We start from the raw sequence: 12,788 nt of genomic DNA, 5'->3' as shown, positions 1-12,788 counted from the left end.
CACCACCGAACTTGAGTTGCCTTTCACACTGACAACATCTTCACACACAATATAAAGATTCTTGGTTTACACTACGTGGCAATTGTAGGGAATAAAAACAACTCAAGCTAAGTCACCACCGAACTTGAGTTGCCTTTCACACTGACAACATCTTCACACACAATATAAAGATTCTTTTAAGCGAGGCTAACTTATGCCTCAAGCTTATGACTAGAGCCTTGCTCTGTGTCTATGGTTAAACTTTAGAGTGTTAGCTCCAATTTGACAAACGAGAAAAATAAACCTAATGGATGAAAAAAACTAACTTATAGACTTTGGTCTAATACATTAAGGTTGCGTTTATTTAGAAGCTAAATACATACACAAATAGCAGGCACAAAAAAAGCGCTTTAAAAGCGCTTTTTATAAAATTGATTATTTTACAAATTTAGATAATTTGATTTTCTTTCCAAGCTTGCTCTTTAGCCATGCGGTTTTTACGTTTATCACATGGGTCATCACAATCGCAGGCTTTATCAATACCCACAGAGCCTAGACCACCACAGCTGCTCGCCATAGATTTCTTTTGCACGATCATACCAACGGCCATCGCCGAAACTATTAAAATTAGTAAGCCAAAAGTAAGAAGAAAAAGTGACATTGCTTAGCCCCTATTGATCAGCAATAAATTATGCTCAAGCATTCTTGAGCGGCTGCTAAATTATACACTAAAATACAATTTAGATGCGAGTAAAGTCTATTCTAAAATTTAGGTTAGAATATTAATCTAAGCTTAAACCAACCTAAATTAAGATTAATTATATTACAAGTATGGCTTAAATGCAGGGCTTGAATACGTTATTAGCCCTTCTTGTGATTTAGCTATTAAATAAACGGGTAAATCATGTTGCTCTGCATATGCTTGTGCTTTATCCATGCCCATTACAGTAAGCGCTGTCGCTAGCCCATCAGCAGTCATTGCACTTGGGTGCAATACAGTAACCGAGACTAAATCGTGTTTAATTGGCATACCCGTTACCGGATCAATTAAATGGGTATAAATCTCGCCATCCATTTCATAAAAAATACGATAATCACCTGATGTAGCAATACCATTTGTGCCAGGCGATAAAACACGGTGCACCTTTCGCTCACCTGGCTTGGCATCAGGTTGCTCAATTGCAATTTTCCAATCTTGATTATTAGGCTTTTCGCCGCCAATGCGAAGCTCACCGCCAATCTCAACCATATAATTAGTAATACTGTGACTTTCTAATAGCTGCGCTACTTTATCAATACCATAGCCTTTAGCAGTAGCTGAAAATGACAGCTCCAATCCATCAACAGTTTTAGCCAGCCCCTGCTCTGTAAGATTAAGTTTATCTACACCAATTTTTTCAATCATTGCAGCAAGTGCTTCATCAGTTGGGCGCTTAGTTGGCTTTTTATCAGGTCCAAAGCCCCATAAATCTATTAAAGGGCCCATCGTCACATCGAGAGTTTTAGTTGACTTACCTATGCGAACCGATTCACTTATTACAGCCCTAAAGTCTTCACTGATAGGCATAACTTGATTAGCAGGTAGCCTGTTAAATGTATTTATTTCAGAGTCATCAATATAAGTAGACATTGACTGGTTTACATTTTTTAGCACGTCGTCTATTTGTGCTTGTAATGCTTTAGGTGATAACTGCGCTTGCTCATCATAAAACTTAATATGATAAGTAGTGCCCATTGTTCTACCTTCTAAAAAAACACCTTCTGGTGTTGGCTTTTCGCCACAACCAGTGAGTAATAAAGTCAATGTAATAAAAAATAAAGCTATAACGCTTTGAGATGCACCCACTCGATTCATGAAAGCCTACTTATAAAATAAAGAATAAAAAAAAGCCTCGTAACACTAAGTGCAACGAGGCTGGTATTTTAACCAAAACGAATGTGTTTTGGTATGGTGTTAGCCACCGAAATCATCTAATAAGATATTTTCGTCTTCTACACCTAAGTCTTTAAGCATTGTGATAACTGCCGCGTTCATCATTGGAGGACCACACATGTAGTACTCACAATCTTCTGGCGCTTCGTGATCTTTAAGATAGTTCTCAAATAACACGTTATGGATAAAGCCTGTATAGCCTTCCCAGTTATCTTCAGGCTGTGGATCTGAAAGTGCTGTATGCCATACGAAGTTAGGGTTTTCAGCCGCTAGGCCGTCAAAATCTTCAACGTAGAACATTTCACGCTCAGAACGTGCACCATACCAAAAGCTCATCTTACGTTTAGAGTTCAAACGTTTAAGTTGGTCAAAGATATGTGAACGCATTGGCGCCATACCAGCACCACCACCAACAAAGATCATTTCTGCGTCAGTTTCTTTAGCGAAGAACTCACCAAACGGACCAGAAATAGTTACCTTGTCGCCTTTTGTTAGTGACCAAATATACGATGACATTTTACCACACGGCAAGCTAAGGTTTCTTGGTGGAGGCGTAGCGATACGCACGTTAAGCATGATTATGCCTTCTTCTTCCGGGTAGTTAGCCATTGAGTAAGCACGAATAGTCTCTTCGTCTACTTTTGACTCCAGGTCGAAGAAACCAAAATGGTTCCAATCGCCACGATACTCTTCAGGAATTTCAAATTCAGAGTATTTAACGTGGTGAGCAGGTGCTTCGATTTGGATGTAACCACCCGCACGGAAAGGCACTGACTCGCCATCTGGAATTTGCAGCTTAAGTTCTTTAATGAACGTTGCTTTGTTATCGTTAGAGATAACTTCACAATCCCACTTCTTAACACCGAAAATTGACTCTTCAAGTTCAATTTCCATGTCGTTTTTAACATTTACCTGACACGCTAAACGACAGCCTTCACGGGCTTCACCTTTAGAAATGTGATCAAGTTCAGTTGGTAAGATATCGCCGCCACCTTCTTTAATGTGAACACGACACTGACCACAAGAGCCACCGCCACCACATGCAGATGATACGAAAATACCTGACTCAGATAGCGCGCCTAAAAGCTTGCTACCTGCTGATGTTTTAATGGCTTTGTCTGGGTCGCCATTAATGCTGATGATGATGTCACCGCTCGCAACTAACTTAGATTTAGCACCAATGATCACTAAAACTAGTAGTACAACGATAGCGATGAAAACACCAACGCCTAAGAAAATCTGATAATCCATGATTTATCCTCGCTACCTTTACAGTGAAATACCAGAGAATGACATAAAGCCAAGTCCCATTAAACCAACAGTGATGAAGGTAATACCTAAACCACGTAGGCCGTCTGGCACGTCTGAATATTTCATTTTCTCACGGATACCTGCAAGTAAAGTAATTGCAAGCGCCCAACCAACACCAGCGCCAATACCATAAACAACAGACTCGCCGAAGTTATAGTTACGCTCAACCATGAATGATACCGCACCAAATATTGCACAGTTAACTGTGATAAGTGGTAAGAAGATACCTAATGCGTTGTATAGTGCAGGGAAAAACTTATCTAATGCCATTTCCAAAATTTGCACAAGTGCTGCAATAACACCGATGAAAGTTAAGAAACGTAAAAAGCTAAGGTCTGCATCTGGGTAACCTAACCAAGCTAGTGAGCCTGGTGCAAGTACCGCATGGTAAACCAAGTTGTTAACTGGTACTGAAATACCTAATACAACTATAACCGCTATACCTAGGCCAATTGATGTAGTTACTTTTTTAGATACTGCTAAAAAAGTACACATGCCTAAGAAGAATGACAACGCTAAGTTCTCAATAAAAACGGCTTTTACAAATAAACTAATATAATGTTCCACTGTTTGCCCCTTACGCTTTAGCTTCTACTTGGTCTTTCTTAAAGGTACGAAGTACCCAAATGAATAAACCAATGATGAAGAATGCACTCGGTGGTAAAATCAATAGACCCATAGGCTGATACCAACCGCCATCTTGTACTAATGGGATAATATCAACACCGAATAGTGAACCCTTACCAAATAGCTCACGAATAAAGCCAACAGTAAGAAGTACTACAGAGTAGCCTAAGCCATTACCAATACCGTCAAGGAATGACATAAGTGGTGGCGATTTCATCGCGTATGCTTCAGCACGACCCATTACGATACAGTTAGTAATAATTAGACCAACGAATACAGAAAGCTCTTTTGCCGTAGCGTAAGAGAATGCTTGTAATACTTGGTCAACAACGATTACCAATGATGCAATAATTGTCATTTGTACGATGATACGTACAGATGATGGGATCTGGTTACGAATAAGCGAGATAAAGAAGCTCGAAAATGCAGTTACTAATGTCAATGCGATTGACATGATTAACGCATTTTTTAAGCTAGACGTTACCGCTAACGCAGAACAAATACCAAGTACTTGTAGTGCGATTGGGTTGTTAGCTAAAACCGGACCAAACAGGACCGCCTTCATTTCTTTAGTATCAGCCATTATTTCAATGCTCCTTTACGTACTTTTGCAAGGAAAGGGCCAAAGCCATTTTCACCAGTCCAAAAGTCAACTGCATTGTCAACACCGTTAGACGTTAATGTAGCACCTGAAAGACCATCGATCTTATGCTCATCACCGCCTGCAGTACCTTTAACAATTTGAATTGGCAGTTCTTTGCCTTCCCATGTTGCAGTCCACTGTGGGTTTTGAATTTCGCCACCAAGACCAGGGGTTTCATTATGCTTGTAAAAGATAATACCTTTAACAGTTTCACCATCGCTTTCAAGCGAGATAAAACCATACATTAAGCCCCATAAGCCGTAGCCTTGGATAGGAAGAATGATTGCATCAACTGAACCATCTTCTTTTTTAGAGATATACACCGGCGACTCTTTAGTCACACGTTGAATACCAGCAATGTCTGTTACGCCTTTCTCTTTAAGAGAAACGCTTAATTCAGCATCATATTTGCTTTTTTCAAAATCGAAGATTGTTGGGTCTGTATCTACAAACTCACCCGTAGTCATATTTACAACACGTGCTTCGATTTTAGCGTCAAATGTTTCTAACACATTTTCAACTTTATCGATGCCCGCAGCAGCTAAGATATTGCTTTGAATATCTTTGTTTTTATTAGCTTGCTGTAAAGGACGAAGCTGTACAGAAGCAAACGATACAATGATTGCACACACTAAACATAGTGCTACAACAACCGTTAACGTTTTGCCGATTGATTCGTTATTACTAGACATTACGTGCCAACCTCCGCTTGATATTAGCTTGCACTACAAAGTGATCGAACAATGGAGCGAATAAGTTAGCAAATAAGATTGCTAGCATCATGCCTTCTGGGAAAGCAGGGTTCACAACACGGATCATAACTACCATAAAGCCAATAAGCGCGCCGTAAGCGAACTTACCTTTATCGGTAAATGCAGCAGAAACAGGGTCAGTAGCCATAAAGAACATACCGAACGCAAATCCACCAAGTACTAAATGCCAATGCCAAGGCATTGCAAATACTGGGTTATTTTCTGAGCCAACAGCATTTAATAAAAATGCAGTTGCTACCATCCCTAGGAATACACCTAGTACGATGCGCCAAGAAGCGATACGAACGTATATTAAGAACAAACCACCTACTAATAATGCAAGTGTAGATGTTTCACCTACAGAACCTTGAATGAAACCGTAAAACGCATTCCACCATAATTCCATGTTTGCATAATCAAGTGTGCCAGCAAACGCTTGGCCTAGCATAGTTGCACCAGAGAAAGAATCTACTGCTGTCCATACTGTGTCACCTGAAATTTGGGCTGGGTATGCGAAGAATAAAAATGCACGGCCCGCTAAAGCAGGGTTTAAGAAGTTACGGCCAGTACCACCAAAGATTTCTTTAGCGATTACAACACCAAACGTAATACCTAACGCAACTTGCCATAAAGGAATTGTTGCAGGCAGTATTAGTGCAAATAAAACAGACGTTACGAAGAAACCTTCGTTAATTTCATGTTTACGCACTGAAGCAAATATAACTTCCCAAAAACCACCTACCGCAAATGTTACTGCGTAGATAGGTAAGAAGAAACATGCTCCGTAGAACATTTTAGCGCCCCAGCCTGATTCAGCAGTTAATTCACCACCAAATAACTGGAACAGACCAACCTGCCAAGAATTTGCTAGTTCAAAACCTTGTGCTAAAGCACCTGCGGCCTGATGACCGATATTGAACATACCAAAAAACATAGCTGGGAACGTCGCCATCCACACTAAAATCATCATGCGTTTTAGGTCGATGTTGTCGCGTACGTGTGTCGCGCCTTTATTTACATAGCCTGGTGTATAAAAAATTGTTGCTGCTGCTTCGTACAGAGCATAGAACTTTTCATATTTACCACCGGCTTCAAAATTCGGCTCGATATCTTCTAGATATTTTTTTAAACCCATCTCTCTAGCCTTCCTTCTCGATCGTAGTTAAGCAATCGCGCAGGATAGAACCATACTCGTATTTGCCTGGACAAACGAAGGTACATAACGCTAAATCTTCTTCATCAAGTTCAAGCGCGCCTAATGAAATTGCACTATCTAAGTCACGTGCGATTAAGTCACGTAATAATAGCGTTGGCAAAATATCTAACGGCATCACGCGCTCGTAGCTACCAATTGGTACCATGGCACGTTTTGAACCACCTGTAGACGTTGTCATTTTAAATAAACGACTCGGTGCAAGGTGAGAAAGGAATGTACGCGTTACAGAGAATTTATTACTACCTGGTGCAATCCAGCCAAACAATTCTTTTTCGCGACCTTCAAGTAAAACAGATACTTGAACGTGGTAACGACCTAAGAATGCATGAACACCGTTTGAAATAGAACCCGATAAAACAGAACCAGAAATAACGCGGTTATCTCCGTCTTCTAATTCACCAGCTACTAAGTCATCCAATGAAGCACCTAGTTGTGTTTTCACTAAACGTGGGTTTTTAACGCGAGGACCTGCAAGCGAAATAACACGGTCTGTGTTAATTTCACCAGTAAGGAACAAGTGACCAAACGCAATAACGTCTTGGTAACCAATGTGCCATACTTTTTTGCTAACAGATACAGCATCAAGATGATGGATATGAGTGCCAACGAGGCCAGCCGGATGCACACCACCAAACTCATGTACTTCTACTTGAGCTATAGATGAGCTAGGAACTTGGCTGCCTGCTTTTTTACACACAAATACTTTACCATCGGTCAAACGCGAAACAACAGCAAGACCCGCTTCAAATGCAGCTGCATTTTCGGCAATAATCACTGCAGGATCTGCAGCTAGTGGGTTTGTGTCGATTGCGGTCACAAAAATAGAACTAGGATTTTCATCCACAGCCGCTACTTTGCTAAATGGGCGAACACGAAGTGCTGTCCACTGACCTGACTGGATAAGTACTTCTTTGGCTTTTTCACGATCTAAGCTCGAAAGCTCATCTGCACTGAAAGAGTCAAAGGTGATTTGCTCACTGCCTGCTACTTCAATAACAACAGATTGCAGCACACGTTTAGCACCACGATTTATTTCTTTTACTGTGCCAGAAGCTGGAGCAGTAAATAGGACGCCTGGGTTCTTTTTATCTTCAAAAAGAACTTGGCCTTTTTTGACTTGGTCATCCACACGAACATGCATGGTTGGACGCATACCGATAAACTCTTCGCCAAGCACAGCTACACGTTTGACAGCAGAACCGTCATGTATAACTTGCTGTGGCGCGCCCTCTAAGGGTAAATCCAGACCTTTTTTTATGTTGATCATACGCACTTGCATTACATTAAAGGAAAGAAACTGAAAAATCGTATCAACCACGTCGCCATTTGAGTTATTCCAAGTTATATCAAGGTGCAAAAGAGCAGCTTGCTCGGTTTATCAAACAAGCAACGTAGTAAAACTCATCACATATTGCCCAGATTTTAACATCATTTTGGACGACTATGCGAGTGTATTTATGAAAATTATACGACAGAAACACTTATTTGGTTTTGTTAAGTGATTTTAATAAAAATCAAGTTAGACCAAAGTGGTAGCCTGAGCAAGTATAGTCCATTATTTAACTGCTCAATTAACAAACCATCGCATACAAAAAAAGCCGCGAATGCGACTTTTTATAATTACAAAGTATGATTAATCAACCATATTTGCGATTGGCTTAACTGAGTCAACGTCTTGATCGTAATCAACACCGTCAAAACCAAAGCCAAATAAGCGTAAAAACTCGTTATGGTAACCAACATAGTCAGTTAGCTCATCAATTGAGCTTGTATCTACACTATCCCATACAGCTTGAACACGCGCTTGCACATCGTCCTCTAGCTCTTTGTAGTTTTGGAATAAGTGACCGCCCTCATCAAAGCGCGGCGTTTCACCATAAAGGTTTTCACTAAATAATGCGTGAATTTGCTCAATAGTTCCTTCGTAAGTGCCATCAGCTTTCATTACTTTAAATAAAGCTGAAATATATAAAGGCATAATAGGAATAGCAGAACTTGCTTGAGTTACTACTGCATTCAATGATGAAACATACGCTTCACCATTTAGCGCTTTAGTTGACGCTTTTATAGCAGCGGTAGCACGGTCTAAGTCTTCTTTTGCTTTACCAATAGTAGCGTGTCCGTAAATTGGCCACGTTAACTCTTTACCAATATAAGTATAAGCCGTCGTTTTAAAGTTATCAGCAAGTACATCGGCCTCTTTTAAAGCGTCAATCCACATTTCCCAATCTTCACCACCCATTACTTTAATAGTGTTGTCGATATCTTCTTGGTTTGCTGCTTCTACCGTAATTTCATCAATTTCACGCTTTGATGTATTTAGGTTTTTAGTAGTAACGGCATTGCCAATTGGTTTAAGGGTAGAAGAAAACACTTCACCCGTGTTTGGATCAGTACGACGAGGTGATGCAAGGCTGTAAATAATGCAGTCTATTTTACCTAAATCGGCTTTGATAGTGTCGATGGCTTTTTGCTTAATTTCGTTAGAAAACGCATCACCATTAATATTTTTTGACCAAAGGCCTGCTTCATCAGCAGCGTTTTGGAATGCCGCTGTATTATACCATCCAGCAGAGCCTGTTTTACGCTCTGTACCCTCTTTTTCAAAGAAGATACCTAATGTTTTAGCACCACCACCAAACGCAGCTGTAATACGCGATGCCAAGCCGTAGCCTGTTGATGCGCCAATAACTAGTACATTTTTTGGTGCACTTTTTAATGCGCCTTGTTGTTTTACATAGTTAATTTGTTCTTGAACATGCTCTGCACAACCTGTTGGGTGTGCGTTAGTGCAGATAAATCCACGAATTTTTGGCTTAATGACCATTGATCATCCTATATCTTTTACTATAAAAATTAGCGCTAGTTTAAAGGCTAATACTAAAAACACTGATCTGATCAGTTAAATACCGACCAAAGACCCTATTTATTATAATTAATTTACATTTTTCTTAGTCAAGCTTTGAGCCGCCTAAACAATTAGGAGAGTCAGGGGCTTCGCCGCCGTGCTCTGTAAATTCATCCGGTGTGTAGGTATGAATAGCGAGTGCATGTATATGATTCGCTAATTCATCTTGTAATATTTCATTAATTTGGCGATGGCGCTGCAGTAAACGCTTACCTGCAAAATCTTCACTCACTACTATTACTTTAAAGTGTGATTCAGTGCCTTTGCTGTGCATATGGCTTTCGTTTATTACATTTAAATGCTTACACGCGATAGCACTGCTGATTTTTTCTTGAATTTGTTGCTGCATAGACATAAAAGACCATTTTATTAGCTAGTTTATTAACTCACTATAACAACTTAATTTAGCTAACTAAATTGCTTTTGCTTAATGTGCTCAATAAATCGATAAGTTAAACTAATTCGTGGATGTGCAAGTGTTGTTTGCTTTGGTATCGCGTGTTGATAATCGCGCTGACTATGTTCACTCATCACTAAACAACTGCCACTATGAAGCTTTAAATCGGTCACTTTATTAGTCGCTTTTTGTTTGAGCTTTAATATGCGCTCAGCACCAAGCGATATACAAACAATAGTAGGCTCTGGGCCAAGTTCTATTTCGTCATCGCTATGCCAGCCCATTGTATCGTTCCCATCTCTGTAATAATTAACAAGTAACGAGTTAAGCGGCTTATTTAAATGACGCTCTAGGCGTTTGCGCATATTTAACAGTATGTCATTCCATGGTTCTACTATTTGTTTACTATGCGAATAGCCGTATTCAATATTTAAATCACTCATAAAACATTGCAACCGAGGGATAGGCCCTGTTTTACCGTAAACAGTTACATTCGGTTGCTGCCAGTGTAAATTTTTTTGAAGATAATAAAACAGATCGAGGCTTTTTTGTGCACTAAGTGCCCTACTTTGATAAGAAAAGCCATTTGGTAACTGTTGGGGGTTGGCGTTTTGCCGTTGCATGTTAGAATTTACCTACATTAGATTACTGATCAACAAACCATTATGACGACGCAAGCCCAGCTAGGCGATAAAACCTTTACTCTTGAACGCTTCCCTTTGGATCAAAAAAACCGCAGTTTACAAGCGTGGGATTCTGCCGATGAGTACCTTATCAATTATGTTAACGAACATCACCCTGAATGTCGCTCTTTGCTTATTTTGAATGATAGCTTTGGCGCGCTTGCTTGTTATTTTAATCAATTAACGGTTTGTTCAGTTAACGATTCTTATATTAGCCACCAAGCTGCGGCTTACAATTTAAAAGAAAACAAACTATCTACAACAGAATTTACACAGCTCGATAGCTTGTCTGCTTTGCCAGAAGATGTTGATTTAGTACTTATTAAAATTCCTCGTAATGTTGGATTTTTACAGTTTCAGCTTAGTGAATTAAGCGAAGTGCTAACGCCAGGTACACCTGTTATTGCTGCAGGTAAAACAAAAGAAATTCATAATTCAACAATAAAGGCTTTTGAGCAATATATTGGTGAAACGAAAACAAGTTTAGCGGTTAAAAAGTCACGCCTAATATTAAGCACTGCTAAAGGTGGTTATAAAGCGGCTGATTTCCCTGTAACGTGGGAACTTGAAGGCACTGAATTTAATATAACGAACCATGCTAATGTGTTTTCGCGTGATTCGTTAGATATAGGTGCGCGATTCTTTTTTAATTATTTGCCACAAACCCCCAAAGCTAAAAGCATTATTGACTTAGGCTGTGGTAATGGTGTGGTTGGTTTAATGACACTATCTCGTTGCCCTAACGCATCGGTTACGTTTGTTGATGAGTCATACATGGCTGTGGAGTCTGCAAGGTTAAATGTAGAGCTTAACCAAGGTGATAAATTTGATAACTGCGAATTTATTGAAAATGACTGTTTAACCGGTTTTGAAAGAGACAGTGTGGATATGGTTTTATGTAATCCTCCATTTCATCAAGCTCAAGCTGTTACCGATCACATAGCTTGGCAAATGTTTAAACAAGCAAAAGACACGCTAAAAGAAGGTGGTGAGCTGCGTATTATTGGTAATCGTCATTTAGATTATCATGACAAGTTAAACCGCATGTTTGGTAACTGTAAGTTATTAGGTTCAAACAAAAAGTTTGTCGTTTTAAGTGCAACTAAAAATAGTGGAATGCTATAAATGAAATTAACACACACTATAGTCACGTGCTGCGCACTACTTATACTTGCTGGCTGCGCAAAGCAACCAGGCCAAGTAATACTTAACCCTGTGTATAAAAATGGCCAAATTAGTACTATAAATAGCAGCTTAAGTACTAGTGTCATTGATTTACGTGGCGATACATCAACACTTAAACTCATTGAATCTGACAAAACTAAAACCTTTGCAAGCCAAGGTATAACTGACTCAGTTAAAAGTGTTTTAGATAGCGCCCTTAATCGAAACGGTGCAAGTATATCTAACTTAGCCACAGTGCGCTTTGAAGTCGACATTCATGCGCTGCAAGCCGTTGTAACTGAAAAATTAATGAGCCATACCAGCGAAGCGACTATAGAGCTTGGCGTACGTGTGATCCGCTCTACTAGCAATTTTAGTAAGGTATATCGAGGAAGTGCAAATCTTGAAGGCCCACTTAGCCACGAACGTGCAAAAATTGAAGGTCAGCTCAATAAGTTGACTGAACAAATTATTACCCGCATTGTATCTGACCCCGAATTAATAGAATTTTTAGAAGGTTAACTATGAAACGACTTTTTTTAATCTGCTTAAGCCTATTTGTAAGTGTAAGTAGCTATGCAGCCCAAGAAGGCCGCTTTGTGCAAAAAGATAACATTTTTCCGCGCGTTGAAATTGTCACGTCAATGGGCAGCATAGTGGTTGAACTTGATCGCTCTAGAGCACCTATTACGGTAAATAACTTTTTAACGTACGTATCTGATAAAAGCTACCAAGGGAGTGTTTTTCATCGTATAGAGCGCGATGTAGAAAACGACCGTGACTTTGTTATTCAAGGTGGTGGCTATGACAAAGATTACGACGGTCTTCACGAAAACGACCCTATATTCAACGAAAGTGGTAACGGCATGAAAAACGATATGTATAGCATTGCTATGGCGTATCAAGACCGCGAACCTCACTCAGGCACTCGCCAGTTCTTTTTTAACATGGACAATAACGATCACTTAAACCCTGGCAAAGATTGGGGTTTTGCAGTTTTTGGTAATGTTATGGAAGGCTACGAAACTCTTGATAAAATTATGGCTGTTGAAACTGATTTTAATGAAAAAATTGGTTACGATTTTGTGCCTAAAAAACCTGTTGTTATTTTAAATATTAAAGTGCTTGAGCAAGTACCATTATAATTAATGAGGTGCAACCAAGTTGCACCCAAC

The 12,788-nt window shown here is 39.6% G+C and carries 14 protein-coding genes; 3 read left to right on the top strand and 11 right to left on the bottom strand.

Annotation, left to right across the window (positions count from 1 at the left end; genetic code table 11):
- Positions 1-427: 427 nt before the first annotated feature.
- The 11 genes from nqrM to CWC11_RS11645 all read right to left on the bottom strand — a co-directional run bounded on the left by nqrM (position 428) and on the right by CWC11_RS11645 (position 10,389).
- Positions 428-640, bottom strand: a complete 213-nt coding sequence (gene nqrM, locus CWC11_RS11695; RefSeq protein ID WP_058547270.1) for a (Na+)-NQR maturation NqrM — start codon at positions 638-640, stop codon at positions 428-430.
- A 162-nt stretch (positions 641-802) separates the two neighbouring features.
- The gene (locus CWC11_RS11690; RefSeq protein ID WP_138682838.1) at positions 803-1,834 is read right to left on the bottom strand and encodes an FAD:protein FMN transferase; all 1,032 of its coding nucleotides are present in this window, start codon (positions 1,832-1,834) and stop codon (positions 803-805) included.
- Positions 1,835-1,933: 99 nt separating this feature from the next.
- Positions 1,934-3,163, bottom strand: a complete 1,230-nt coding sequence (gene nqrF, locus CWC11_RS11685; RefSeq protein ID WP_058547268.1) for an NADH:ubiquinone reductase (Na(+)-transporting) subunit F — start codon at positions 3,161-3,163, stop codon at positions 1,934-1,936.
- 18 nt (positions 3,164-3,181) lie between these two features.
- Positions 3,182-3,790: an NADH:ubiquinone reductase (Na(+)-transporting) subunit E gene (gene nqrE, locus CWC11_RS11680; RefSeq protein WP_058547267.1), complete on the bottom strand. Its 609-nt coding sequence runs from the start codon at positions 3,788-3,790 to the stop codon at positions 3,182-3,184.
- 10 nt (positions 3,791-3,800) lie between these two features.
- Entirely contained in the window at positions 3,801-4,433 is a 633-nt protein-coding gene (locus CWC11_RS11675) for an NADH:ubiquinone reductase (Na(+)-transporting) subunit D (RefSeq protein ID WP_058547266.1), read from the bottom strand.
- A complete protein-coding gene (locus CWC11_RS11670) occupies positions 4,433-5,185 on the bottom strand; it encodes a Na(+)-translocating NADH-quinone reductase subunit C (RefSeq protein WP_058547265.1) in 753 nt (250 codons plus the stop codon). Before CWC11_RS11670 ends, CWC11_RS11675 begins: the two co-directional genes overlap by 1 nt.
- Positions 5,178-6,380 (bottom strand): NADH:ubiquinone reductase (Na(+)-transporting) subunit B, encoded by a 1,203-nt coding sequence (locus tag CWC11_RS11665; RefSeq protein ID WP_058547264.1) that lies wholly within the window; start codon positions 6,378-6,380, stop codon positions 5,178-5,180. The genes CWC11_RS11670 and CWC11_RS11665 overlap by 8 nt, the downstream gene beginning before the upstream one ends.
- A 4-nt stretch (positions 6,381-6,384) precedes the next feature.
- Positions 6,385-7,728 (bottom strand): Na(+)-translocating NADH-quinone reductase subunit A, encoded by a 1,344-nt coding sequence (locus CWC11_RS11660; RefSeq protein ID WP_138682837.1) that lies wholly within the window; start codon positions 7,726-7,728, stop codon positions 6,385-6,387.
- Between the two features lie 366 nt (positions 7,729-8,094).
- Complete coding sequence (fabV, locus tag CWC11_RS11655; protein ID WP_138682836.1) at positions 8,095-9,288, bottom strand: enoyl-ACP reductase FabV; 1,194 nt, start codon at positions 9,286-9,288, stop codon at positions 8,095-8,097.
- A 124-nt stretch (positions 9,289-9,412) separates the two neighbouring features.
- Positions 9,413-9,724, bottom strand: a complete 312-nt coding sequence (locus CWC11_RS11650) for a BolA family protein (protein ID WP_138682835.1) — start codon at positions 9,722-9,724, stop codon at positions 9,413-9,415.
- Between the two features lie 53 nt (positions 9,725-9,777).
- Positions 9,778-10,389 (bottom strand): alpha-ketoglutarate-dependent dioxygenase AlkB family protein, encoded by a 612-nt coding sequence (locus CWC11_RS11645; RefSeq protein ID WP_138682834.1) that lies wholly within the window; start codon positions 10,387-10,389, stop codon positions 9,778-9,780.
- A gap of 42 nt (positions 10,390-10,431) precedes the next feature.
- On the opposite strand from CWC11_RS11645, the gene CWC11_RS11640 reads away from it, so the two are divergent.
- From CWC11_RS11640 to CWC11_RS11630, 3 genes are read left to right on the top strand one after another with little or no spacing between them, the layout of a single operon-like run.
- Complete coding sequence (locus tag CWC11_RS11640; RefSeq protein WP_138682833.1) at positions 10,432-11,574, top strand: methyltransferase; 1,143 nt, start codon at positions 10,432-10,434, stop codon at positions 11,572-11,574.
- Positions 11,575-12,135: a YajG family lipoprotein gene (locus CWC11_RS11635; RefSeq protein ID WP_138682832.1), complete on the top strand. Its 561-nt coding sequence runs from the start codon at positions 11,575-11,577 to the stop codon at positions 12,133-12,135.
- A 2-nt stretch (positions 12,136-12,137) separates the two neighbouring features.
- A complete protein-coding gene (locus tag CWC11_RS11630; RefSeq protein ID WP_058547257.1) occupies positions 12,138-12,758 on the top strand; it encodes a peptidylprolyl isomerase in 621 nt (206 codons plus the stop codon).
- Positions 12,759-12,788: the final 30 nt, after the last annotated feature.

Origin of the sequence: Pseudoalteromonas sp. S3178, from assembly GCF_005886985.1 — a bacterium.
GTDB classification, from domain to species: domain Bacteria; phylum Pseudomonadota; class Gammaproteobacteria; order Enterobacterales; family Alteromonadaceae; genus Pseudoalteromonas; species Pseudoalteromonas carrageenovora.
Note: the sequence above shows the minus strand (reverse complement) of the source record. Positions and strands in the feature narration are given on the sequence as shown.